We start from the raw sequence: 24484 nt of genomic DNA on the forward strand, positions 1-24484 counted from the left end.
TTTATGTAAAATTATAGGTTTTCTTCTTGCGATAATATGGATATTGATTTACATTTAATACATCAAAAAAAATTGATGTATTAAATGATATAAAACTACGTTGACAATAAGGAGGCGTGCTTGATTGCGAGTAAACCATGCAAGTACTTTAACTGTTGGTTATTTTGTAAGTTATTTAAATCTTGTTATGCTATCAAGAGAAATCAATTTAAAAGAAGCTACAATATATATGGAAAAGGAGTTTTTTAAAGGGAACATTAATCAGTATGGAGAATCAACAAAAAATAACTATAAACAAGCAATTCAAGAATTGAAATAAAGATAATATAAACTCAATGAAATATTATAAAAAGGATGGTCTTTTATGGAAGTTATTAAAGCAAAGACTGATATGAGTGAAGATCAACAATTTGACTTTTATGAAAATATGTTTAATGCACTTGCCGATAAAATCAGATTAAAAATACTAAATCAAATTAGCCAAAGCTTCAATAAATCATTATGTGTATGTGATTTAGAAGAGTTATTAGATATAAAACAATCTAAACTTTCTTATCATTTAAAAAAATTAGTAGATGCAAATGTTCTTATTGCTGAAAAGCATGGCACATGGAATTATTATAAAATTAATGAGCAGCAAATACAGGTTGTTTTAAATGAAGATACTTGTTGTAAGATACTTTAAGTATCTTTTTTAATGTAGTATTAATCAATTTTTTTTGATTAATACATCAAGAAATATTGATTAATTAAATTTGGAGGCATTATATTCATGTTAGATTCAATTATGGAATTTATAAAAACATTTGTGATGTTGTTTTTTGAACTATTCATACTATTTATCATCGTGAGCTTTATTGTAAGTATCATCCAGCAGATAGTTTCAGAAGAAAAAATAAAATACTTTTTAAGTAAACCTAATCAAGCTATTAATTATATTTTGGGAATGGCTTTTGGTGCGATGACACCATTTTGTTCTTGTTCTACAATTCCTATACTTGCAGGTTTATTAAATTCTAAAGTTCCATTTGGTCCTGCAATGAGTTTTTTAATTGCGTCACCTTTAATGAATCCCTTAATGATATTTATGTTATGGGCCTTATTAGGTTGGAAAGTTGCTGTTGTTTATTTTATTGTACTAGCAATCTTTAGTGTCTTAACGGGTCTAGTATTTTCAAAAATGAATTTATCTAAAAGTTATAAAGGTGTAAATGTTAAAGGCGATGGGTTTTTCGCTAATAAAAATGGATCTCGTTTTAAACAAGCATTAAATGATGCTTGGGCATTCTTATATCCAATGATTCCTTACTTATTTATCGGTGTATTTATTGGTGCTTTTATATATGGCTTTGTACCCGAAACATTTATTACTAAATATGCGAGTGGAGGTGGCATTATATCCGTATTTATTGCTTCTATTATAGGTATTCCTATGTATATTAGACCTGAAACCATGTTACCTATAGCTGAAGCATTAGCTTCAAAAGGAATGTCGCTTGGGACAGTTGTTGCTTTGATCATTGGTGGTGCTGGTGCAAGTATTCCAGAAGTTGTATTATTATCGAAACTATTCAAGAAAAAATTTGTAATCTCATTCGTTATCGCCATTTTAGTTGTAGCTATTTCTACAGGTTTGATGGTGAACATCGTTATTTAAAGGAGGTGAGATAATGGGAGTCAAAGACGTATTAAAAAAATTAAAACCTCAGGAACAATCTTGTTGTTCTGTAGAAATTGAAGAAAAAAATGAAAAAAATGAAAAAGAGCAACAGGATAATAATTGTTGTTGTAACAATTAATTTAGAAGTCTGTAAAATATATGCTTCTAATAAATGAACGACAAATTCCAATGTAATAGTATGGAATTTGTCGTTCTTTCGTTTCAATTAAGGAAAATGATGTGTTTATTTAGTATTTCTTTAAGACTTATAACAAAAAGACGTTAATTAAAAACCGCATCATTAACCGATACGCAGAATCATATTATAAATAAAACTAAAAATGAGGTTGTATATAACTCACTCTGAAATTGATTGAATATATAGTATCTTTAATAAAATGCAGCTATTGTGGCGTAGAATTTGAGAATCAAAAAATGATTAATATAGTTTGAAAAGACTGAATATAAATACTAGAAAAATAGCCAGTAAATGAGTTTATTATGAATTCATTTACTGGCTTCATTAAATAATGATCTAGACAATTTGCTTTTCTAGACCTACTTTGAAATGCGTTATTTTCTTTAAGAATAGTAATATATGATTTGTGTTGATAATGCTAACCTTGGTCAGAGTGTATTGTCATGCGATAGTTCAGATGAGATTTTTTAATTAAAACCTTGTTTTAAACATCGATGACAAGGTCTAATGTAGGACGTGTAGACATCATTTTCAGAATGATATAAATAAATCCATAAATGGAGATAAATCGAAACTATTTATACCCTAGGGGGGTATATGTTATAGTATAAGTAGTTTTACTATAACATTTTTATTAGGAGGGGTTAATTTGAATAATAATGGTGAAGCGCATAATCATCAAAATCACATGAATCATTCCAATCACATGCATCATGATAACCATGAATCACATAATCATCATAGTGGCCATGCACATCATCATGGAAATTTTAAAGTTAAGTTTTTTGTTTCATTAATTTTTGGAATACCTATCATTCTTTTATCGCCACTGATGGGTGTTAACTTACCTTTTCAATTCACATTTCCAGGTTCTGAATGGGTAGTGTTAATATTAAGTACAATTTTATTCTTTTATGGTGGTAAACCGTTCTTGTCTGGTGGTAAAGATGAAATTGCTGAAAAAAAACCAGGCATGATGACCTTAGTTGCTCTAGGTATTTCAGTAGCTTATATTTATAGCTTGTATGCTTTTTATATGAATAACTTTAGTAGTGCAACTGGTCATACAATGGACTTTTTTTGGGAATTAGCAACCTTAATTTTAATTATGCTATTAGGACATTGGATAGAAATGAATGCTGTCGGAAATGCTGGAGATGCTTTAAAGAAAATGGCAGAACTGTTACCTAATAGTGCGATTAAAGTTATGGATAATGGCCAACGCGAAGAAGTTAAAATATCAGACATCATGACTGATGATATCGTCGAAGTAAAAGCCGGAGAAAGCATTCCAACAGATGGTATTATCGTTCAAGGACAAACATCTATAGATGAATCCCTAGTCACTGGAGAATCTAAAAAAGTACAAAAAAATCAAAATGACAACGTCATCGGGGGTTCTATTAATGGGTCTGGAACAATACAAGTCAAGGTTACAGCTGTGGGAGAAGATGGATATCTTTCTCAAGTTATGGGACTTGTTAATCAAGCACAAAATGATAAATCTAGTGCTGAATTGTTATCTGATAAAGTAGCGGGTTATTTATTCTACTTTGCTGTAATTGTTGGCGTGATTTCTTTTATTGTCTGGATGCTCATTCAAAATGATGTTGATTTTGCATTAGAACGTCTTGTAACTGTGTTAGTCATTGCTTGTCCACATGCTTTAGGCTTGGCAATACCTTTAGTCACTGCACGTTCGACTTCAATTGGTGCACATAATGGTTTAATTATTAAAAATAGAGAGTCTGTAGAAATAGCTCAACATATCGATTATGTAATGATGGATAAAACTGGTACTTTAACTGAGGGTAACTTTTCTGTGAATCATTATGAGAGCTTTAAAAATGATTTGAGTAATGATACAATATTAAGCCTTTTCGCCTCATTAGAAAGTCAATCTAATCACCCATTAGCTATAAGTATTGTTGATTTTGCGAAAAGTAAAAATGTTTCATTTACTAATCCACAAGACGTTAATAATATTCCGGGTGTCGGATTAGAAGGTCTAATTGATAATAAAACATATAAAATAACAAATGTCTCTTATCTTGATAAACATAAACTTAATTATGACGATGACTTGTTTACTAAATTAGCTCAACAAGGTAATTCAATCAGCTATTTAATTGAGGATCAACAAGTCATTGGCATGATTGCTCAAGGAGATCAAATTAAAGAAAGCTCAAAACAAATGGTAGCTGATTTACTATCAAGAAATATTACACCAGTCATGCTTACAGGTGATAATAATGAAGTGGCACACGCTGTCGCAAAAGAATTAGGTATTAGTGATGTCCACGCACAACTCATGCCAGAAGATAAGGAAAGCATTATAAAAGATTATCAAAGTGACGGTAATAAAGTCATGATGGTCGGAGACGGTATCAACGATGCGCCGAGTCTTATAAGAGCCGATATTGGTATAGCAATTGGTGCAGGCACAGATGTTGCAGTGGATTCAGGTGATGTCATACTTGTTAAAAGTAATCCATCAGATATCATTCATTTCTTGACTCTTTCAAATAATACTATGAAAAAAATGGTGCAAAACTTATGGTGGGGTGCAGGTTATAATATTGTTGCTGTACCTTTAGCAGCTGGCGCATTAGCTTTTATCGGGTTAATATTATCACCAGCTGTAGGAGCAATATTAATGTCTTTAAGTACAGTTATAGTAGCGATTAATGCTTTTACATTAAAATTAAAATAAAAGAGGTAAACCTTATGTATAATAAAGTTTTTGCAATTTTAATTATAATTTTTTCCATAATAATTATTGCGTCTAATGATACTTTCGCAGAAAGTAAGAATGACATGATGAACATGAAAGAAGATAAGAAAAATACAATGGATATGATGAATATGAAACATCATGACGAAAGAAAGAAATTAAATTCTTCACAAGGAAAAAATGAAATAATATTTCCTGAAGTTGCAGAGTCAAAAAAAGATAACAATGGTTATAAAAATTATACATTAAAAGCTCAGAAAGGAAAGACAGAGTTTTACAAAAATAATTTTTCTAATACTCTAGGCTACAATGGAAATTTACTTGGACCAACTTTAAAATTAAAAAAAGGAGATAAAGTTAAAATTAAGTTAATAAATAACTTAGATGAAAATACAACATTTCATTGGCATGGATTAGAAGTAAATGGAAAAGTGGATGGAGGGCCTTCTCAGGTTATAAAACCAGGAAAAGAAAAAACTATAAAATTTGAGGTTAATCAAGATTCTGCTACGTTATGGTATCACCCCCACCCCTCTCCAAATACAGCTAAACAAGTTTATAATGGCTTATCAGGATTATTATATATAGAAGATAGTAAAAAGAATAATTATCCTAGTAATTATGGAAAAAATGATTTGCCTATAATAATTCAAGATAAAACATTTGTATCTAAAAAATTAAATTATTCAAAAACGAAAGACGAAGATGGCACTCAAGGTGATACTGTTCTTGTGAACGGAATAGTAAACCCCAAACTTACAGCAAAAGAAGAGAAAATACGTTTGAGACTTTTAAATGGTTCTAATGCTCGAGATTTAAATCTTAAGCTAAGTAATAATCAAAGTTTTGAGTATATTGCTTCAGATGGCGGTCAATTAAAAAACGCTAAAAAATTAAAAGAAATTAATTTAGCTCCTTCAGAAAGAAAAGAAATAGTAATAGATTTATCTAAAATGAAAGGCGAGAAAATCAATCTGGTTGATAATGATAAAACTGTAATTTTACCGATTAGTAACAAAGAGAAAAGTTCTAACAAAAGTAATACACCAAAAGTAGGTAAGAAAATAAAATTAGAAGGTATGAATGATCATGTTACCATTAATGGTAATAAATTCGATCCTAACAGAATAGATTTTACACAAAAGTTAAACCAGAAAGAAGTATGGGAAATTGAAAACGTCAAAGATAAAATGGGTGGTATGAAACATCCTTTCCACATCCATGGAACGCAATTTAAAGTTTTATCTGTGGATGGGGAGAAACCTCCAAAAGATATGAGGGGTAAAAAGGATGTTATATCTTTGGAACCTGGACAAAAAGCTAAAATAGAGGTTGTATTTAAAAATACTGGAACATACATGTTTCACTGTCATATACTTGAGCATGAAGATAATGGAATGATGGGTCAAGTAAAAGTAACAAATTAATCAATAGGGAGATTTTAATATGATGAAAAAAGATAAAGACACTAATGACCAAAAAAGTGAGAGCCATATGAAGCATAATGATGAAAGTAAAGTTCCTGAAGATATGACATCGACTAATGAGGGTGAATTTAAAGTAGGAGATAAAGTAACGATTACAGCAGGACATATGCCAGGTATGAAAGGTGCAGAAGCTACTGTAAAAGGTGCGTATAAAACATATGCCTATGTTGTAAGTTATAAACCCACAAATGGAAATGAAAAAGTAAACAATCATAAATGGGTCGTAAACGAAGAGATCAAAGATGCACCTAAAGATGGATTTAGTAAGGGCGATACTGTTAAATTAGAAGCAAGTCATATGTCTGGTATGAAAGGTGCTACAGCCAATATAGATAACGTGAAAAAGACGACTGTTTACGTGGTTGATTACAAATCCAAAGATAATGGTAAAATCATTAAAAATCATAAATGGATGACAGGAAATGAACTGAAAGCACGATAAAAATCTAGTTCTAGATTGAGAAATAAATAGATATAAAAATATCCTCCTTAATCAATAATTTAAATAACTTATTATTGTTAAGGAGGATATTTTTTAGTGTGTAAATTAAAAAGAATTTTAGAAGAATAACATTTATCAAAAAACTGTTCATTACCTTATTAAATGAAATTATATAATTAAAAACCGCATCATTAACCGATACGCAGACGCTTATCATAAGTGATGCGGTTTTTCAGCAAGTTTAGAACAAATGAGACAAGAATTAGAAGAAAAATATATCATATTACTTAAAATATGTTACTTCATATCAGATTGATTAGCTTTCAATTCACATATATGATTAAGCAACAACCCCCTAAGCTATAATAAGTTTAGGGGGTTATACAATCATAAAAATGTATCAAAAGAGTAAACAATTTTTCAATCATTTACCAAAGTGATCTAGTTCGTTTCATATTACTTAATATTCATTTATATTTAACTTCATTTCTAATTGATGAATGAGATGAGTAATCAGTTCATTATTAGGAGTTTCGATACCTAATGATTTACCATAGTCCACAATTTGACCATTTAAGTAATCTATTTCAGTTAAACGACCATGATTATAATCTTGATGCATTGAAGGATAGTGTAAACCTTGTGCATGATCAGGATAAGCTGCTTCAATTTTCGAGATTAAGTCGTTAATATGAATATCTACATTTTTAGCATGTGCTACGTCGACAATTTCTTCAATGATTGGGCGTATCATTGCTCTAGAATGATCATAAGCGCCCAATTCACCAATTGTTTTATCTAATATCGTGCACAATGGATTTAAAACACTGTTAAGCGTAGCTTTAGACCATATCGCTTTAAATACATCATTACTGATAGTGGCATTTAAATGGGCTTGATTTAAGATATCTGCAATTTCTTGAGTACGTGGGTCTTTTTTACCATCAGCACGTTGAAAGTCAATTGAACCTTCACCTTCTAATAGCAATTGACCTGGACCACGTAATCCAGCTGTCCACATTGTTACGGCTAAGAAAATTTGTGATTTTGGAACAAATTGTGATAGACGTTCGTCATGGCCTAAACCATTCATCATACATAAGATGGCAGTATCCTCGCTAATTGCTCCCTGCTCTTTTAAAATTTGCATCATTTGTTCAGATTGCATTGATTTTGTTAAAAGTACAATAATATCATAGGTTTGATTGACCTCTTCAGGGAATGTGGCATGCATTTCAACAGTATAAGTATCATGTTCAGTTTGAACTTCTACTCCTTTTTCATTTATTCGATGAACATGATCTTTCCAGTAATCTATTAATGTAACATCTTGTCCACTTTGTTTTAGGTAAGTACCAATACGGCTTCCCATTGCACCCGCACCAGCAATTGCAATTTTATTAGCCATACTTAACACTCCTTATTTTCTTTATATAGTATGTATTTTCACACAGACAATTTTTTTAAACTTTTTTTACCTCGTGTTCATTTATTTTGGAATACAAATATGCATCAAGTAAAAATGTATGTTCTATTAAATCAATAGTGATAAGGATAATTTTCAGATCATTACGTGTATAGTTTATTGAAAGAAGAATATAAATGTAATAAAAATAAATCCTGATACTTAGTTTCATTTAAGTACGTTAGTATCAGGATTATAATTAACACGAAAGTTATATTAGACTTTTCGATATCGTTTTAAACCAATCATATTCATCGTAGTAAATATGATAATGAAAACAAATAGTATTAATACATCAAACCATATATTAGACCATCCTTGACCCTTAATCATAATGTTTGTTAAGGCGTGACCAGCGTATCTTAGTGGGAATAAGTATCCTATGTTACTTAACCACGGTGACATATTTTCTAGTGGGAAAATTCCAGAAAAGAATACCTGTGGAATAGCAACAATAGGTATGAATTGCACCATTTGAAATTCTGAATTTGCAAATGTTGAAATGAAAATTCCCATTACTAATGCTGCAATAGCTAATAAAATATTAATAAGTATAACGTAAGTAAGACTGCCTGCTAAATTGATATTTAATAAGTATATTGAGAAAAATACAATAATTAAAGTTTGAATAATAGCAAAAACCCCATATCCAATTAAGTAACCAAAAACAATGTCACTTCTTTTAATTGGTGTCGCAAGTACACGTTCTAATGTTCCAGTTGTACGCTCTCTTAAAAGTGCTATGCCTGAGATAAGAAAAACAAATAAAAAGACAAAGAAACTCATAAGAATAGGGAACATTTTATCGAAATAATTACTATGTTCATCACCATATAAATAGGTATTCTCTAATTGGATATCTTTAGCGTCTTTATTTTTAGCAGACTGTGGTAAAGACACCATTACTTTTTTTATATCATTCATTTTATCTTTTTGAATGGACTGATGAAGGAGTTGTTTAATCGAAGCGGATTTACTTGGATCTTCATTAGTGTACGTAACATGTATGGTTTGATTATTTTGATAAATAAAAGCATCTAAATGATGATGTTCAATTTTAGATTTAATATGTTGATTAGATGGAAAATCCTTAAATTTAACATCGTCACTTTTAATACCCTCTGTAATTTGAGTGGATACTGAGTGGTCAACACCAATAGTTAATGTTGTATCTTCATCTGAATTGAAAATAAAATACATTAATGTAAGGACTAATAAAGGCGCTAAAAACATAAGTGCGAGTGTACGTTTATCTTTTAATAATTCAATGATGACGCGTTGAATCATTGCTAAAAGTTTCATTGATTTTTAACCTCCTCAGCTTTAATAAAGACCTCTTCTATTGTTTCAACATTGAATTTTTGTTTTAATTCATTTGGTGTACCTATGGCGAAGAGTCGACCCTCTACAATGAGGCCGATTTTATCACAACGTTCAGCTTCATCCATGACATGTGTTGTAACGATAACCGTTTTACCTTGTTTAGTTAGAGACTTTAACTGATTCCATATTTGTTGTCTTAATTTAGGGTCAATACCTACTGTAGGTTCATCTAATATAATGAGACTTGGGTTAGATAAGAGTGTAATGGCTAATGATAATCGACGTTGCATACCGCCTGAAAATGTATTAACCGTCTTATTTAGTGCATTCTCTAAATTAACTAGCTCCATATTGTGGTTAATGCTTTTTATTAACTGTTTACCTTTTATTCCCGCTAGATGGCCAAAAAAGATAAGATTCTCTTTAGCAGATAATGACTCATAGAGTGCAGTATTCTGTCCCATATAACCAATACGGCTTAACACTTGACGGTTAGGCATACGCTGTCCAAATATTTCTGTAGAACCCGAATTCAATTTTTCCATACCAAGTAAACACTTGATTGTCGTGGTTTTACCAGACCCACTTGGTCCTATGAGACCGAGTAATTCTCCTTCTTGAATATTTAAGCTAATATGATCTAATACGTTATGTTTATCGTACTGCTTTACTGCATCAGTTAATTTTGCAATCGTTTGTGCCATATGATGTTTCCTCCTTATTTGAATTTGACACTGTGTTTAATTACTGTATAGTCAATATAAGTTAATTTTCTAAGTTAGAGTGTATTAATTAAAAATAATCAGACACAACAATGATAAGTGTTCAATATTGTTTAGGAGAAATCAGTAAATGAATGAAAACATTGTAGATAAACGTGTATATAAAACATTAACTAAAATTGAAAACGGTATGATTCGACTATTAGAAGATAAACCTTATAAAGATATAAACGTCAAAGATATTTGTCGAGAAAGTGGTATTAGTAGAGGGACTTTTTATCAACATTATACAAATAAAGATGATTTTTTATATCAATATCAAAAAGAAATGATAAAAAAAGCACAAGCACGTATACATACATGCTTGTGCTAAAATTTATGTTTAAACAGGGACAACATTTGTTGCTTGTTCGCCACGTTGACCTTCAGTGATGTCAAACTCTACTTTTTGACCTTCTTCTAAAGTTTTATATCCATCAGTAGCGATACCTGAGAAGTGAACAAACACATCGTCACCGTCTTCTCTTTCGATAAATCCAAACCCTTTTTCTGCGTTAAACCATTTAACTGTACCGTTATTCATATAGAATACCTCCAAGTGCTTTTGCACATCATATTTGTAACAAATTCATAAATTAAAAGAGAATATTCTATAAAAATATACTACAATCCAAAATACGAGCTTTTATTACGTGAAACCAACTATACACCTTTTGAATGAATAAGTACAGCATTATTTTGAAATTTAGCATAATTTCTTTTGGAATTATAAAAATACATAGATAACAAGACTAAGATTTATAATTTATTAAGATCGTTATTTTACATATATCGAATAAATATATGTAAAATGAATGCTACGGTGGCGAAACATCTAAGATTTTAATTACTTTTTAATATATCCTAAATTGCCACCAACAGTTTCATAAAAATCAAAACGCATGCCTGATTTGATAACTGAGCCATTTAAATCTTTATCTAAAACTGTAAGAGCTAATTTTCCATCAGGTAAATTCTTTGTTGTAAATTGAACAGTATATTCTTCAGATTTAAAACGATGTTTCTTAATATCTAATACGATGAATTGAGTTGGATCTTTTCGATGTTTTACTTCTAGATACTTTAACTCAGAGTTTTTAGAAAGTATTTTTAAGAACACCTTATCATTCTCTTGAGAGATTTTTAGTAATGTAGGATGCATTCTTTTTTTGTAATGTGTTCCTTTAAACGAATAGTAATATATATCGTTTTTCTCATGAAGCGGCTTATCATCTTTTTTAAGATAGAATTTAACAAAACTGATAATGTCTTCTTTATTCCCCTCACGTATTAGTTTGATGGCTTGTCGGTTTAAATCATCATCTGCATAGTCTAAAGCATCGAAATGTTCATCTACCATATGAATGATATTTTGAAAAATAGGAAGTAACTCATTTATGTTTTTAATAAAGCCTTTTTTATAGAATTTAGCTTCTAAAACATCTTTATTAATAATACGATATAGTAAATTAGGCATTAATTTATTATTTTTATATTTACTCATTAAGTGACGATAGGCTTCACCTTGCCATTTCATACGATTAATATGTGTTGATTTTTCTGATTTTACTAAAGAAATATTATCGTCGTAACGGTTAGCACAATAAACCACATCTTGTGTTGTACTAATACGTTTAGTATTGAAAAAGACTTCTGCGAAAAATTGTAAATCTTCTCCAAAAATCATTTCTGGAAATTGAATATGATTCTTTTTAATGACGCTAGCTTTAATCATACGACCAGCAGGTGCTAAATGATAAAATGATTTTCTAAAGTGTTTTAAATCTACTTTATTATATGCAATTTTAGATAGAGCAACGCCACTTCTAGCTATGCGATCACTATGCACATATTTTGTTAAGCCTGTAGCATAGTCTGTCTTGTTTGTTTTTAAAAGTGTATATAACTTTTCTAGAGCATCTTCAGGTAACCAATCATCACCGTCTATAAACATGATGTACTTTCCCTTACTTAAATCAATAGATAAATTTCGTGGTTTCGCAGGTGTACCCGAATTTTGATCTAATTGAATAAATTTGTAATTAGAAAAACTGTCTATTTTTTTAGAAACAATATCAACGGTTTGGTCAGTAGAACAGTCATCCACCACGATTAATTCAAAATCTCTCATATCCATCGATTGTTTTAAGACACTATCTAATGTTTTATTAATAAATTTTTCTTTGTTATACGTACTAATTAATACACTTACTTTAGGCCTATGATTGATTTCTTTACTCTTTATAACCTTCATTTTTATACTCCTTTAATTAGTAATCTTTTTGATAATCTAATGTATTTTAAAAAGTAGTTAAAATACAAATAATAATCTAATTATATTTAATATAATCAATTTTTTCTATCGTTATTTATTGTAATAATCTAATTATAGATTATGTTATATATTTTGTTTTTAAGTATTAATATATCTATTATCATCACAATAATCTTTAATTATCTATAAAAATACCTAAATTAGGTAATTATGATATATATGAGATTAGAAAATAAAATGAACTCTGATTTATTTATAGGAAATGCGAGCGTTCTCAAAGAAACTCAAAAATGTTATAATTACAGTTGAAAACGATTCCAACAAATTGTTATTTGATATAGCTATTTAATTATTGAATTAAATGACTATATCAAGTAATAAATAGGAGAGATAGAAATGAAAGATACAGATCAAATACATACTAAAAATACTGAAGAACAAGGTATTACGCTACCCTATTTAAAAAAAGCAGTTATTTTTTCTATTACATTTGGTTTCTTCGGAGTAAACATGGCATTTGCACTTCAATCAGCAATGATGGGAAGAATATTTCAAACGCTCGGCGCCGATCCTAATAATTTAGGTTGGTTTTTTATTTTGCCGCCATTAGCAGGAATGATTGTACAACCACTTATTGGATACTATTCTGATAGAACTTGGACTAGATTTGGACGTCGGATGCCGTATCTTTTAATTGCTGGTCCCATTGGAGCGATCGTATTAGTCCTACTACCTAATGCAGGTTCGTTTGGATTTGGATATGCATCACTTATGGCGTTGTCATTTGGTGCAATCATGACGTTACTTATGGATTTGACGTCAAATGCGTGTATGCAGCCCTATAAAATGATTATTGGAGATATGGTAAACGAAAAACAAAGAGATATGGCCTGGTCATGGCAACAAATCTTCTCAAATTTAGGTGGTATTATTGCTACACTATTACCATTTTTACTAACAATTATGGGAATGAGTAATGTAGCGCCTAAAGGGGAAGTACCGATGACAGTAAAAATAGCTTATTATATTGCAGCAGCGGTATTACTCATTGCTTCTATTTGGACGGTTCTTTCCGTTAAAGAATATGAACCTAAAACATATAACTATTATCACGGCATTTCAGATGACAATAGGAATGAGAAATTAAATTTATGGCAACTGTTAAAAACTGCGCCTAAACAATTTTGGCAAATTAGTGTAGTTCAATTTTTTAACTGGTTTGCATTAATGTATCTCTGGACGTATTCAACAGGTGCAATAGCAAAAAATGTATGGAATGCGACAGACCCTTCTTCAGCAGGATATCAAGCAGCAGGGAACTGGTATGGTGTGTTATACTGTATACAATTTTTAAGTTCAGTTATTTTTGGTTTTGTCATTGCAAAATCTAAACCCTCTCAAAGAAAATTTTGGTATAGTTTTGGATTAATTTTTGGTGGGTTAGGTCTTATTTCAATGTTCTTTATTCATAACCAATGGTTACTCATTATTTCATTTATATTTATTGGTATTAATAACTTAACGATGAATACTCAACCATTTACACTATTAACCGAAGCAATTGATGGAGAAAATTCAGGTGCTTATCTAGGTTTATTTAATACAAGTATTTGTCTACCACAAATTGTCGCTTCTGTAGTAAGCTTTGCACTTTTCCCACTATTAGGAAGTTCAATGCCTGCGATGTTATTATTTGCAGGAATCATGATGCTTCTGGGTGCAATCTCAGTTAAATTTATTAACGCAAAATTTGAATGAAATACTAAAAAATTTATTTATAATGTGTAAGAGCGAAAAATAATTTTTCGCTCTTTTTTTATAAAAAACTATCAGCAATGTTTCATAAACAATATAATGATGTCATTAAAAGTGTAATACCTTTAAGGAATATCAAACCTTGAAGTATAGGTGAGGACATACGCGGTAAATCACTCGCCATAGAAAAGTTATATCATACATCATTCATTTAATTCATATTGACAATCTTAAATATCCCTGTACAATTTAAATCGTAATAGTTACGATTTAAAAAGGAGAGATACAAATGAGTAAGATACCTGTAACTGTATTAAGTGGTTATTTAGGCTCAGGGAAGACAACGTTACTAAACCATATTTTAAATCATCGAGAAGGTCGTCGTATTGCAGTCATTGTAAATGATATGAGTGAGGTCAATATTGATAAAGATTTAGTTGCTGATGGTGGTGGAATGTCTAGAACAGATGAAAAATTAGTTGAACTATCTAATGGATGTATTTGTTGCACGTTACGTGACGATTTATTAAAAGAAGTTGAACGACTCGTACATAAAGGCAATATTGATTATATCGTTATTGAATCTACAGGCATTTCTGAACCAGTACCTGTAGCGCAAACGTTCTCGTATATCGATGAAGCGATGGGAATAGATCTCACTTCGATTTGTCGTTTAGATACGATGGTTACGGTCGTTGATGCGAATCGATTTGTTAATGATATTCATTCTGAAGATTTACTTGTGGATCGTAATCAAGGTGCGGATGTGACAGATGAACGTTCAATTGCGGATTTATTAATAGACCAAGTTGAATTCTGTGATGTACTTGTATTGAATAAAACAGATTTAGTTACAAATGAAGCGCTAGATAAATTAGAACATATACTTAGAACATTACAACCAGATGCAAAAATAATTAAAACAACGCAGTCTCAAGTAGATATTAATGATGTCTTAGATACAGGACGATTTGATTTTGAAAAAGCTAGCAATTCTGCAGGATGGATTAAGGAGCTAACAGAAGGCGGCCATGAGGCACATACACCGGAAACTGAAGAATATGGTATGAGTTCGTTTGTCTATTCAAGACGATTACCGTTTCACGCGAAACGTTTCAATGATTGGTTAGAACAAATGCCTCAAAACATTGTTCGTTCAAAAGGTATTGTATGGCTTGCGCAATATAACGAGGTTGCGTGTTTACTGTCACAAGCAGGATCGTCATGTAATATCAGCCCAGTTACATATTGGGTTGCATCAATGCCTAAAGAAAAACGTGAAGAGATACTTGCTCAACGTCGTGACGTAGCGGAAAGCTGGGATATTGAATATGGGGATAGAAATACACAATTTGTCATTATTGGTACCGACTTAGATCAAGAAAAAATCGAAAAAAAACTCGATGAATGCCTGCTAAATAGTAGCGAAATGAATTCTGATTGGTATCAACTTGAAGATCCTTATCATTGGAAAATAAGAAAACCTTAAGAAATAATGGATATTAAACAAGTTATGATGATAAAAATATGTATTACAATTTTCATATAAACATCATATTACTTTTCGTAATATAGTATTGCAAGCGCAATCTAATACTAAAACGACCAAACCTTATTATAATTACAGTAGACAATCATAATGGAATAAAAGTATATATATAATTCTCACAAACAACATTATAGTATTGCTTTTTATACTGAAAACGATAAAGTTTAAAATATTTGATTGGTCATTTTTTAGTTTCATACAACAAGAGATTAATAAAATTAAAGAGGAAACGACGAGATTATCGTCACTTCCTCTTTTTTTTATGGCATCATTAATTTAATACCTCTAATGATATTTTTTAAAAATAGCACAAGTGCCCATATAAAGAAAAGAACTGCGATGAGGATTGCAATGATCCAACCGATACCGCGTTCACTATTTACAAAAGCCGGGGAAATAGATAGGGTTACTAATCCTAATACCACCATAACCCAACTCATGATGTGATTGAATAACGCATTTCTAGCATGGGTCGAAGCTGGTGGTTGTGCGACGATCCATACAATAAGTGGAAATAATACTGGTGCAAAGAAGACACTTAAATAGCTAATGCCTCCTAAAATATCATTTTCTCTATAGTTTTCATTTGGCATATCATGATCACCTCAATTCTATAAAAACATATAATAAAATAAATAGTAAGTAAGATATTCTAAAATTACAACACTGTAAGTTAGTATAAGGTTGATGTTGAAAATAGTTAATTAAATATTTTGATGAATATAGCATATAAATGTATTAAATTGTACAATATTAATATATTAACTTTTAAAAGGTGGATATTATGCGGGAATTTTTAAATCTGTTAGGGGCATTACTAACAATGATCATTACATTTAGCATTTCAATTTTATTTAGTTTCTTAATACCTTTAATGGTCGAAGGAAATATTTTAAACATGGAGAAATTAAATCATCCGACATTTATTATGTTGTGGATTATTTTTAGTGTTATATTCAATATTATTATTCTTATTTTAGCTTTTTCAATGATTCAGTTTAGTAGTGACTTTGTAAATAAAATGAAATTAATGGCGATGTTAACTTTTTTTGTAATTATTAGTTATGCAAGCTTTAGTCATATAGATATGCAAGCTTTAACTGATCATTTAACATTAACGAGTTCTAAACATACCCGAGAGTTATCAATCAAACTTTTACCATTTGTTTTAACGATATCATTAGGATGTTATAGCGCTATTTTATCCTACTTACAGTATCAAATTGATAGCGAAGAACGTATGATATAAATTTTGAAAGCGCTTTACATATTAATACTAATTTTTTTGAAATAGTGCTAAAATAAAGATGAGAACAGATAAGGGGGAGATTAAAATGTTATCATACAAAAACATTTTAATTGCAGTTGATGGATCAAACGAAGCAGAATGGGCCTTTAATAAAGCCGTTGATGTAGCAAAACGTAATGATGCAAAGCTAACGATTGTGCATGTGATTGATACAAGAACATATACCGCTTATGAAGTGTACGCATCTCAATTCGATCCGTCTAAAGAGTATTCTGAGAAATTACTTGAAGGCTATAAAGAACTCGCTGTTAAAGAAGGCGTGACAAATGTAGAAACACGACTTGAACTTGGCCCACCGAAATTACTTATTCCTAAAAATTTAGCAAATGAATTGAATGTTGATTTAATTATGTGTGGTGCTTCAGGCTTAAATGCAGTCGAACGTTTTATGATTGGTTCAGTATCAGAAGCAATTGTACGTCATGCGCCATGTGATGTATTAGTCGTACGTACTGAAGAAATTCCAGAAGACTTTGAATCAAAAGTAGCAACCCCAGAATTTAGAAGACGATATTTTGAAAGTTCAGACCATAAATAATAATGATTTAATATATGACTTCATTCTCACGAAGTAGTGAGGATGAAGTTTTTTATGGGAAGTATAAATCAAGTGATGATTTTAGATAAAATATAAAATATGGTATCATTTTTATTTAAGTGTCGTGTTCTAAATAATGGCGCGCAATCATTTAAAAATATAAGTATAAAAGGAGAATCATATCAACGTGAATCAAATGAAACAACTGTTTATTAAATTTGTTGAACCATTAACGAAGATAGAGTTTTATCAAAATTTACTAGCCAATATTTTAATTATTATTGCCTATATCTTATTAGGTATGATTGTTATTGCAATTTCTAGAAAAGTAGTAACAAAATTTTTTAAAGTCAATGAGAAGAAGAAGACACGTTATAAAATTAAAAGAAGTGAGACACTTTCAACACTTGTTCAAAATTTAATTAGTTATGTTGTTTGGTTTATTGTTCTTACATCGGTTCTCTCTCGTTTTGGAATTAGCGTCTCAGCTATTTTAGCTGGAGCCGGTGTCGTTGGTTTAGCCGTTGGTTTTGGTGCCCAGACTGTTGTAAAAGATATCATTACCGGCTTTTTTGTTATTTTTGAGGGACAATTCGATGTCAGCGATTATGTTCAAATTAATTCATCAGGTGTAACGATTGCAGAAGGAACCGTACAAACCATAGGATTACGATCTACTCGTATTCAATCTGATACTGGAGAAGTGTATACCTTACCTAATGGCACAATTAGTGAAATTGTAAATTATTCTAAGACAGATGTATCACCCCTTATTGCAATTCCAATTTCTCCAAATGAAGATTATGACGTTATTGAAAAAGAATTAAAAGCATTCTTACCAACATTAAAAGATAAATACGATATGTTCGTTGCGGCACCTGATCTACTCGGTTTAGATAGTATTGATGGTAATGAAATGGTAATTAAATTATTAGCTCATGTTAAACCGGGCATGCAATTCCCAGGCCAACGTTTATTAAGAAAAGAAATCATAAGTTACTTTAATGATGTAGGAATTCATACGCCTAAACCAACACTTGTGAAATTAGAAGATGAAGAAAAATAAACAAATGTTTATCATCATAGGTTTTTAAAATTTTTTCATAAGGTCTTTATAACAACGTTTAATGATCAAAAATTCATTTAATTATCATCATATAAACGGATAAATAATTAATGATTTCTAATTATTTAAGATTTGCCTACATTACACTTTAGGTGTAATATCGAACTGTAGTAAATAGAAAGGGATGATAAGTAATGTGGGTGAAAGACTTTTATTATGATGGTAATGCGTACATCAATAAAAATGTATGGGAGTACATGTGTAAAGATAATGTGACGTTTGATAAAGCTATTGAGGCACTTAATTTAAATTATAAAGATGCGGTTGCGAATGAGAGGGACATTCCAAATTTAGACATCGAGAGAAAAGATATTGTAAAAAGTGACTTTTGGTAAGTTTTGGTAAGCATGGCTATATCAATAAACAGCAGTTTCTACGTCAAATACGTAGAAACTGCTGTTTTATTATGTTCTATATTTAAATTGTTCAATTGCATTTTTAATGTCATCTCGAACACGTTGGAATTCTGACCAATCTTTTCCGGCTGGGTCATCGAAGCCCCAATGTTCTTTTTTAACACCTGATGGAATAGTAGGACAATGTGCATCAGCATGACTGCATAATGTTACTACTAAGTCTGACTGTTTTAAAATCGTATCATCAATTAAATCAGAGGTATGATTGGAAATGTCGATACCCACTTCTTTCATGGCTTCAACTGCCTTAGGATTAACACCATGTGTTTCAATGCCTCCTGAATATACATTCCACTCATCACCTAAAATTGCTTTTCCAAAACCCTCAGCCATTTGGCTACGACAAGAATTCCCTGTACAAATAAAATAAATGGTTTTTTTGGTCATGATAAACCTCTCTATCTATAAAATTAATCTGACTTTATTCTACACTAATCCTAACCATTTCCAATACGTTAAGCTAAATAAAATCACAAGAATATAACCTATAATAGTGAGGGGGATACCTGATTTTAAGAAATCTTTAACAGTAAATGTATCCGTACCATAGGCCAACATATTTTGTGGTGCACTCACTGGTAATAAGAATCCAAAGCTAATCACAAATTGTTGTATTAAAACGAAACCGATAGAATGATCGCCTAAACCTAATGTTGAAGTTAATGAAATAAATACTGGGATCAATGCAGATGATAAGCTTGTTGCACTCGCAAAGCCTAAATGAATTAAAATATTGAATAATGTAATGAGTGCAATCGTTGCGATAATTGGTAACCCTTTTAGGCCCATTAATCCAAATGTTTTATCACTGAGCCATTGAGCAGCGCCTGTTTTAAGTAAAACGTTACCAAGTGAGATGCCTACACCAAAGACGATAATTGTTCCCCATGGAATTTTCTTTTCAACGCCTTTCCAAGTAATCACACCGATTTTAGGCATTAACATCATACCTAATGCAATTAGAGTAACACTTGCTGAATCGATAGGGTGAAGTACTTTTTCGGTAGACCAAAAGATCAGTAATAAGATAGAAATGACAATGAGTCGCCATTCTCTAGCACTCATTGGGCCTAGTTCGTTTAAGTCATGTTTAATCAATTCTTTACCACCTTCAATGGCATCTCGTTCAGGTGGCATCACTTTCATCATAATGAAATATAAGGCAATAGACATCAGTATAGACCATGGTGCGGCGTATAAAAACCATTCACCCCAAGACACGTTATAGCCTAAGTTTTGATTAATGAAATTGATAGCGACGATATTTTGTGCAGCCGCAGTTTTGATACCGATATTCCAAATCGATACAGCTTGTACGGATGTAATAATAAGAAGTGATGCTAGTTTACTATCTTTACTCACTTTAAAGGCTGCAATCATTCCAAGTAAAATGGGTACGACAGCACCGGCACGAGCCGTAGCAGAAGGTACAAAAAAGGCTAATACAATTGATACTAAAATTGCACCGATAACAATATGTTTTGTTTTATTTCCTACAATTGAAAGGACATAAAGTGCTAGTCGTTTATGAAGATTGGTTTCTTGCATGGCAACTGCTAAGAATAAAGCGGCGGTCACAAGTGCCACTGCAGAAGTAGAAAAACCACTAAATGCGAGACTCAGAGCATTGTTTGTTCCTAATAATTCGCTTCCCTTAAGAATGGTGTCTCCACTTTTAGGATGACCAAGTTGTTCTGATAGATGTTGAACAGGACTAAAGCCAAGTAATAATATAATAAGACCTAAAATTAAAGTCGCTGAAACTGGATAAGATACTGCTTCAGTAACCCACATGATTACGGCAAAAGCAAGAATGGCAAGTGCTGCTTTAGCCATGACCGGTAAGCTACTTGAAGTAGGTAATAATAAAATAATTACTAATACGATAAAACTAATCACAATCCATAAGGGTTTATATCCTTTATTTGATTTCTCTTTGTTAGATTGATTAGTGATTTGATTCCCCTTTGTCATTATTATCGTCTCCCTTAAAATAGTTACATTATTATTTTAACAAGAAAGCGCTTTATTTTAGGAGTTACATTTTAAAATACACAAAATTTTCAAAAAACTATTAATTACAGTTAATAATCATAGAAATATTGAGATGAAAAAGAGCGAAACACTGAATTCAATGGGAATTCTGTTTCATTCTGTTACTTATATATTAAAGCCGTCCGAAATCATTTTCCTTAATATTGTTAACTTGATCTAAACTAATAGTTTGTTCTTTAGGTTCAGTAATATGGATATGTTGATCATCTTTAATTTTATCTATAGCAATATATTCTCCACTCATTGTTTCAACACTTTTTCTGACTGTAGTAAAACAACAATTATAATTATTTAGTAATTTTTATTTTTTAATCGCCCATTGACAATTTCGGTATGAAATGCGATTATTAAAACGTAATAATTACGATTTAGGAGAGAAGAAAATGATTAAGAAAAGTTTAATGTTAGTCTTCATCAGTATTTTAACGTTGTCACTTGTAGCTTGTGGAACATCCAATAGTGGTAGTGATAAAGATAAAAAATCAGAGAACAATGAAAAGCTTGAGGTAAAAACGACAGTATATCCACTGAAATCTTTTGCTCAACAAATTGGTGGTAAATACGTTCATGTTGAATCAGTCTATCCGAATGGAATGGATCCACATACATATGAGCCGAGTCAAAAACAAATGGTCGATATTGGTAAATCAGATTTATTTGTATATACAGGGGATAATCTAGACCCAGTCGCTAAAAAAATTGCAAATGCGATGAATGATAAAAATAAAACATTATCATTAGAATCATCTTTAAATAAAGCCGATTTGTTAAAAGGCGAAGAGGATGAACATGAACACGGTGAACACGAAGAACATGGCGAGCACGAAGAACATGAGCATCATCATGGTAAATATGATCCTCATGTTTGGTTAGATCCTGTATTAAGTCAACAATTTGCGAAAGATATAAAGGATGAATTAGTTAAAAAAGATGCTAAACATAAAGATGACTATGAAAAGAATTATAAAAAATTAGTTAGTGATTTGAAGGATTTAGATAAAGATATGAAATGTGCTGTTAAAGGTCAAGAAGGTAAAACAGTATATATTTCACATGATTCTATTGGTTATTTAGCTGATCGCTATGGTTTTAAGCAAGAAGGAATCGAAAATATGAATGCTGAAGAACCAAGTCAAAAAGATCTTACAACTATTGTAAAACAAATTAAAGAGGATAAGGTAAACTATATCCTAGCTGAAGAAAATGTGTCGAATAAAGTTGCAGACACGGTTAGAAAAGAAACACATGCAAAAACAATTTCATTTTATAATATGGGTTCTCATACTAAACAACAAGATAATGACAGTAATACGTATCAATCATTTATGAAGAAAAATATTAAAGCTATTGAAAAAGCTTTAAAAAATGAATCTTAAAATTAAAGTATATTAAAGTAAAGAAGTAAGATATGAAGATCAAGTAAATTCTATCTTACTTCTTTTTTATAGGCTTCCTTTTTCAAAAAAAAGTGGTATATTAAATTTAAATAATATGTAGGGCATTATTTATTATTTTTATGAAGTAAGGGTTTATCACTAATAGATTGGAAGGAGACAGCGTCATGAATATTTATAGACTACGTTACCAACACCATAAAGACATTGTAGATGACAATATTTTAACGGTATTTGTATTGGCCAAAAATGAAGAAGATGTAAGGAAATTTGCGAAAACGGTAAATTACAAAGTTGAAGATGTTAAACATACAACATATGAAGCTTATGAAGAAGCTAAAGCAAAAGGTGAAACATATCGCCTTGAACATGCAGATACATATATTAGCTAAGTCTGTATAACTAAAAATTATATAATTAAGGATAAATATCGATGAGTATAAGGTTACACTTAAAACTTCTTTTTGCATAAAAAATGAATGTAATCATGCAAAGAGAAGTTTTTTTTTATATTATTATCTAACTTTTTTAAAAATTCTAAAGAAATTGATTTTAAAAAAATGTATAATATCTATTATGACTTTAAGAGGGAAACGAGGAAAGACAATGAAACAGAAACTTACATTTAAAGAGAATCTCTTTATTGGGTCGATGCTTTTTGGTTTGTTCTTTGGAGCAGGAAACTTAATTTTTCCACTTCATCTAGGGCAAATGGCAGGCGCAAACGTATTACTTGCGAATTTAGGATTTTTAATTACAGCAATCGGTTTACCATTTTTAGGAATTATTGCGATTGGTATTTCTAAGACGAATGGTGTATTTGCAATTTCTTCACGCGTAAGTAAAATTTATGCATACATATTTACGATTGGTCTTTATCTTGTTATTGGACCCTTCTTTGCTTTACCAAGACTTGCAACAACATCATATGAAATTGCTTTTTCACCATTTGTTTCTCCAAGCAGTGGAAAATGGATTTTACCTGTCTTTAGTATGTTGTTCTTTATCGTAGCTTGGTTTTTTGCACGTAAACCCTCTAAAATCTTAGACTATATTGGCAAGTTCTTAAATCCAGTCTTTTTGATTTTATTAGGTATCGTGGTCGTACTTGCATTGATTCACCCAATGGGCAGTATAAGTCATGCACCAATAAGTCCTGACTACAATAAGAGTGTATTATTAAAAGGTTTTATCGATGGGTATAATACATTGGATGCACTGGCATCACTAGCATTTGGCATCATTATTGTAACGACTATTAAAAAATTAGGTATTACAAATCCTAATGATATTGCTAAAGAAACAGTGAAATCGGGGGCCATTAGCATTATTGGCATGGGTGTCATCTATACACTTCTTGCAGTAATGGGAACAATGAGTCTTGGAGAATTTAAAGTAAGTGAAAATGGGGGCATTGCCCTTGCACAAATTGCCCAACATTATTTAGGTAATTTCGGAATTATTGTTTTATCACTTATTATTATTGTGGCGTGTTTAAAAACGGCAATTGGTTTAATTACAGCTTTTTCAGAAACATTTACAGAACTATTTCCTAAAACGAACTACATTGTATTAGCCACTATGGTTAGTGTATTGGCGTTTATATTTGCGAATGTCGGATTAACAAAAATTATTATGTACTCATTACCCGTATTAATGTTTATTTATCCATTAGCCATTACACTGATTTTACTAACCTTAGTAAGTCATTTATTTAATAATTCGCCAATTGTGTACCGCTTTACTACATTATTTACAGTGATTGCTGCATTTTTTGATGGTATTAAAGCGAGTCCAGAACCTTTTGTGAAAACGAACTTCGCACAATCATTAATCGGTTTTGCTGAGAATTATTTACCATTCTTTGATATTGGTATGGGATGGATTGTCCCAGCATTAATTGGATTTATTATCGGACTTATTGTCTATAAAGTTCGTGGCAACAAACACGAAGTTCAAGCATAATTAAGCCATTTACTATAAGCTATAAGAAGTT

The 24484-nt window shown here is 30.9% G+C and carries 26 protein-coding genes; 17 read left to right on the forward strand and 9 right to left on the reverse strand.

Annotation, left to right across the window (positions count from 1 at the left end; all coding sequences use genetic code 11):
• Positions 1-124: 124 nt before the first annotated feature.
• The 7 genes from MHI13_RS00355 to MHI13_RS00385 all read left to right on the forward strand — a co-directional run bounded on the left by MHI13_RS00355 (position 125) and on the right by MHI13_RS00385 (position 6522).
• Positions 125-319: a hypothetical protein gene (locus MHI13_RS00355; protein ID WP_002441924.1), complete on the forward strand. Its 195-nt coding sequence runs from the start codon at positions 125-127 to the stop codon at positions 317-319.
• A 45-nt stretch (positions 320-364) separates the two neighbouring features.
• A complete protein-coding gene (locus tag MHI13_RS00360) occupies positions 365-685 on the forward strand; it encodes an ArsR/SmtB family transcription factor (RefSeq protein ID WP_002449352.1) in 321 nt (106 codons plus the stop codon).
• A gap of 87 nt (positions 686-772) precedes the next feature.
• Positions 773-1657 carry a permease gene (locus tag MHI13_RS00365; RefSeq protein ID WP_002454595.1) on the forward strand — a complete coding sequence of 295 codons (885 nt, stop codon included), beginning with the start codon at positions 773-775 and terminating at the stop codon, positions 1655-1657.
• 13 nt (positions 1658-1670) lie between these two features.
• Positions 1671-1799, forward strand: a complete 129-nt coding sequence (locus MHI13_RS00370) for a hypothetical protein (protein WP_017175598.1) — start codon at positions 1671-1673, stop codon at positions 1797-1799.
• Positions 1800-2508: 709 nt separating this feature from the next.
• A complete protein-coding gene (locus MHI13_RS00375; RefSeq protein WP_070548250.1) occupies positions 2509-4572 on the forward strand; it encodes a heavy metal translocating P-type ATPase in 2064 nt (687 codons plus the stop codon).
• Between the two features lie 14 nt (positions 4573-4586).
• On the forward strand, positions 4587-6020 hold the full coding sequence (locus MHI13_RS00380) for a multicopper oxidase family protein (protein ID WP_019835048.1): 1434 nt from the start codon (positions 4587-4589) through the stop codon (positions 6018-6020).
• A gap of 19 nt (positions 6021-6039) precedes the next feature.
• On the forward strand, positions 6040-6522 hold the full coding sequence (locus tag MHI13_RS00385) for a YdhK family protein (protein ID WP_002487267.1): 483 nt from the start codon (positions 6040-6042) through the stop codon (positions 6520-6522).
• A gap of 460 nt (positions 6523-6982) precedes the next feature.
• On the opposite strand, the gene MHI13_RS00390 is transcribed toward MHI13_RS00385, so the two are convergent.
• The 3 genes from MHI13_RS00390 to MHI13_RS00400 form a co-directional block, all read right to left on the reverse strand.
• Positions 6983-7930, reverse strand: a complete 948-nt coding sequence (locus tag MHI13_RS00390) for a ketopantoate reductase family protein (RefSeq protein WP_017174712.1) — start codon at positions 7928-7930, stop codon at positions 6983-6985.
• 273 nt (positions 7931-8203) lie between these two features.
• Positions 8204-9289 (reverse strand): ABC transporter permease, encoded by a 1086-nt coding sequence (locus MHI13_RS00395; RefSeq protein WP_017174713.1) that lies wholly within the window; start codon positions 9287-9289, stop codon positions 8204-8206.
• Positions 9286-10014, reverse strand: a complete 729-nt coding sequence (locus MHI13_RS00400) for an ABC transporter ATP-binding protein (protein WP_017174714.1) — start codon at positions 10012-10014, stop codon at positions 9286-9288. The genes MHI13_RS00395 and MHI13_RS00400 overlap by 4 nt, the downstream gene beginning before the upstream one ends.
• 148 nt (positions 10015-10162) lie before the next feature.
• Here MHI13_RS00400 and MHI13_RS00405 point away from each other — a divergent pair, with 148 nt between their 5' ends.
• Positions 10163-10405, forward strand: coding sequence for a TetR/AcrR family transcriptional regulator (locus MHI13_RS00405; protein WP_017174715.1), 243 nt, complete (start codon positions 10163-10165; stop codon positions 10403-10405).
• Between the two features lie 9 nt (positions 10406-10414).
• On the opposite strand, the gene MHI13_RS00410 is transcribed toward MHI13_RS00405, so the two are convergent.
• Positions 10415-10615 (reverse strand): cold-shock protein, encoded by a 201-nt coding sequence (locus tag MHI13_RS00410; RefSeq protein WP_017174716.1) that lies wholly within the window; start codon positions 10613-10615, stop codon positions 10415-10417.
• Positions 10616-10918: 303 nt separating this feature from the next.
• Positions 10919-12325: a glycosyltransferase family 2 protein gene (locus MHI13_RS00415; protein WP_017174717.1), complete on the reverse strand. Its 1407-nt coding sequence runs from the start codon at positions 12323-12325 to the stop codon at positions 10919-10921.
• A 417-nt stretch (positions 12326-12742) separates the two neighbouring features.
• Between MHI13_RS00415 and MHI13_RS00420 the strand changes: the two genes are divergently transcribed.
• Positions 12743-14104 carry an SLC45 family MFS transporter gene (locus MHI13_RS00420; RefSeq protein ID WP_037541663.1) on the forward strand — a complete coding sequence of 454 codons (1362 nt, stop codon included), beginning with the start codon at positions 12743-12745 and terminating at the stop codon, positions 14102-14104.
• Positions 14105-14390: 286 nt separating this feature from the next.
• Positions 14391-15590: a GTP-binding protein gene (locus tag MHI13_RS00425; protein WP_017174719.1), complete on the forward strand. Its 1200-nt coding sequence runs from the start codon at positions 14391-14393 to the stop codon at positions 15588-15590.
• A 320-nt stretch (positions 15591-15910) separates the two neighbouring features.
• Here MHI13_RS00425 and MHI13_RS00430 read toward each other — a convergent pair whose 3' ends face one another.
• Complete coding sequence (locus MHI13_RS00430) at positions 15911-16243, reverse strand: membrane protein (protein WP_017174720.1); 333 nt, start codon at positions 16241-16243, stop codon at positions 15911-15913.
• A 191-nt stretch (positions 16244-16434) separates the two neighbouring features.
• On the opposite strand from MHI13_RS00430, the gene MHI13_RS00435 reads away from it, so the two are divergent.
• From MHI13_RS00435 to MHI13_RS00450, 4 genes are all read left to right on the forward strand, one after another.
• Positions 16435-16899, forward strand: a complete 465-nt coding sequence (locus tag MHI13_RS00435; protein WP_049379049.1) for a hypothetical protein — start codon at positions 16435-16437, stop codon at positions 16897-16899.
• 85 nt (positions 16900-16984) lie between these two features.
• On the forward strand, positions 16985-17497 hold the full coding sequence (locus MHI13_RS00440; RefSeq protein ID WP_017174722.1) for a universal stress protein: 513 nt from the start codon (positions 16985-16987) through the stop codon (positions 17495-17497).
• 196 nt (positions 17498-17693) lie between these two features.
• A complete protein-coding gene (locus MHI13_RS00445) occupies positions 17694-18563 on the forward strand; it encodes a mechanosensitive ion channel family protein (RefSeq protein ID WP_141744490.1) in 870 nt (289 codons plus the stop codon).
• Between the two features lie 194 nt (positions 18564-18757).
• Entirely contained in the window at positions 18758-18958 is a 201-nt protein-coding gene (locus tag MHI13_RS00450; protein WP_070548123.1) for a hypothetical protein, read from the forward strand.
• Positions 18959-19027: 69 nt separating this feature from the next.
• On the opposite strand, the gene arsC is transcribed toward MHI13_RS00450, so the two are convergent.
• The 3 genes from arsC to MHI13_RS00465 form a co-directional block, all read right to left on the reverse strand.
• On the reverse strand, positions 19028-19426 hold the full coding sequence (arsC, locus tag MHI13_RS00455; RefSeq protein WP_070548120.1) for an arsenate reductase (thioredoxin): 399 nt from the start codon (positions 19424-19426) through the stop codon (positions 19028-19030).
• 39 nt (positions 19427-19465) lie between these two features.
• Entirely contained in the window at positions 19466-21013 is a 1548-nt protein-coding gene (locus MHI13_RS00460) for an SLC13 family permease (protein WP_049434179.1), read from the reverse strand.
• A 193-nt stretch (positions 21014-21206) separates the two neighbouring features.
• Positions 21207-21338, reverse strand: a complete 132-nt coding sequence (locus tag MHI13_RS00465; RefSeq protein ID WP_256217923.1) for a hypothetical protein — start codon at positions 21336-21338, stop codon at positions 21207-21209.
• 139 nt (positions 21339-21477) lie between these two features.
• Between MHI13_RS00465 and MHI13_RS00470 the strand changes: the two genes are divergently transcribed.
• From MHI13_RS00470 to brnQ, 3 genes are all read left to right on the forward strand, one after another.
• Positions 21478-22470: a metal ABC transporter solute-binding protein, Zn/Mn family gene (locus MHI13_RS00470; protein ID WP_070548117.1), complete on the forward strand. Its 993-nt coding sequence runs from the start codon at positions 21478-21480 to the stop codon at positions 22468-22470.
• A 185-nt stretch (positions 22471-22655) separates the two neighbouring features.
• A complete protein-coding gene (locus tag MHI13_RS00475) occupies positions 22656-22880 on the forward strand; it encodes a hypothetical protein (RefSeq protein WP_002449204.1) in 225 nt (74 codons plus the stop codon).
• A 214-nt stretch (positions 22881-23094) separates the two neighbouring features.
• Positions 23095-24453, forward strand: a complete 1359-nt coding sequence (gene brnQ, locus MHI13_RS00480; RefSeq protein ID WP_070548114.1) for a branched-chain amino acid transport system II carrier protein — start codon at positions 23095-23097, stop codon at positions 24451-24453.
• Positions 24454-24484: the final 31 nt, after the last annotated feature.

The organism is Staphylococcus sp. FSL K6-0223 (assembly GCF_038008285.1).

Coding starts and splice junctions, on each gene's coding strand:
- MHI13_RS00400 (WP_017174714.1), bottom strand. CDS start 10,014: ATGGCACAAACGATTGCAAAATTAACTGATGCAGTAAAGCAGTACGAT.
- MHI13_RS00415 (WP_017174717.1), bottom strand. CDS start 12,325: ATGAAGGTTATAAAGAGTAAAGAAATCAATCATAGGCCTAAAGTAAGT.
- MHI13_RS00460 (WP_049434179.1), bottom strand. CDS start 21,013: ATGACAAAGGGGAATCAAATCACTAATCAATCTAACAAAGAGAAATCA.
- brnQ (WP_070548114.1), top strand. CDS start 23,095: ATGAAACAGAAACTTACATTTAAAGAGAATCTCTTTATTGGGTCGATG.
- MHI13_RS00425 (WP_017174719.1), top strand. CDS start 14,391: ATGAGTAAGATACCTGTAACTGTATTAAGTGGTTATTTAGGCTCAGGG.
- MHI13_RS00365 (WP_002454595.1), top strand. CDS start 773: ATGTTAGATTCAATTATGGAATTTATAAAAACATTTGTGATGTTGTTT.
- MHI13_RS00405 (WP_017174715.1), top strand. CDS start 10,163: ATGAATGAAAACATTGTAGATAAACGTGTATATAAAACATTAACTAAA.
- MHI13_RS00440 (WP_017174722.1), top strand. CDS start 16,985: ATGTTATCATACAAAAACATTTTAATTGCAGTTGATGGATCAAACGAA.
- MHI13_RS00410 (WP_017174716.1), bottom strand. CDS start 10,615: ATGAATAACGGTACAGTTAAATGGTTTAACGCAGAAAAAGGGTTTGGA.
- MHI13_RS00360 (WP_002449352.1), top strand. CDS start 365: ATGGAAGTTATTAAAGCAAAGACTGATATGAGTGAAGATCAACAATTT.
- MHI13_RS00450 (WP_070548123.1), top strand. CDS start 18,758: ATGTGGGTGAAAGACTTTTATTATGATGGTAATGCGTACATCAATAAA.
- MHI13_RS00470 (WP_070548117.1), top strand. CDS start 21,478: ATGATTAAGAAAAGTTTAATGTTAGTCTTCATCAGTATTTTAACGTTG.
- MHI13_RS00390 (WP_017174712.1), bottom strand. CDS start 7,930: ATGGCTAATAAAATTGCAATTGCTGGTGCGGGTGCAATGGGAAGCCGT.
- MHI13_RS00385 (WP_002487267.1), top strand. CDS start 6,040: ATGATGAAAAAAGATAAAGACACTAATGACCAAAAAAGTGAGAGCCAT.
- MHI13_RS00430 (WP_017174720.1), bottom strand. CDS start 16,243: ATGCCAAATGAAAACTATAGAGAAAATGATATTTTAGGAGGCATTAGC.
- MHI13_RS00435 (WP_049379049.1), top strand. CDS start 16,435: ATGCGGGAATTTTTAAATCTGTTAGGGGCATTACTAACAATGATCATT.
- MHI13_RS00445 (WP_141744490.1), top strand. CDS start 17,694: ATGAAACAACTGTTTATTAAATTTGTTGAACCATTAACGAAGATAGAG.
- MHI13_RS00420 (WP_037541663.1), top strand. CDS start 12,743: ATGAAAGATACAGATCAAATACATACTAAAAATACTGAAGAACAAGGT.
- MHI13_RS00395 (WP_017174713.1), bottom strand. CDS start 9,289: ATGAAACTTTTAGCAATGATTCAACGCGTCATCATTGAATTATTAAAA.
- MHI13_RS00465 (WP_256217923.1), bottom strand. CDS start 21,338: ATGAGTGGAGAATATATTGCTATAGATAAAATTAAAGATGATCAACAT.
- arsC (WP_070548120.1), bottom strand. CDS start 19,426: ATGACCAAAAAAACCATTTATTTTATTTGTACAGGGAATTCTTGTCGT.
- MHI13_RS00370 (WP_017175598.1), top strand. CDS start 1,671: ATGGGAGTCAAAGACGTATTAAAAAAATTAAAACCTCAGGAACAATCT.
- MHI13_RS00475 (WP_002449204.1), top strand. CDS start 22,656: ATGAATATTTATAGACTACGTTACCAACACCATAAAGACATTGTAGAT.
- MHI13_RS00380 (WP_019835048.1), top strand. CDS start 4,587: ATGTATAATAAAGTTTTTGCAATTTTAATTATAATTTTTTCCATAATA.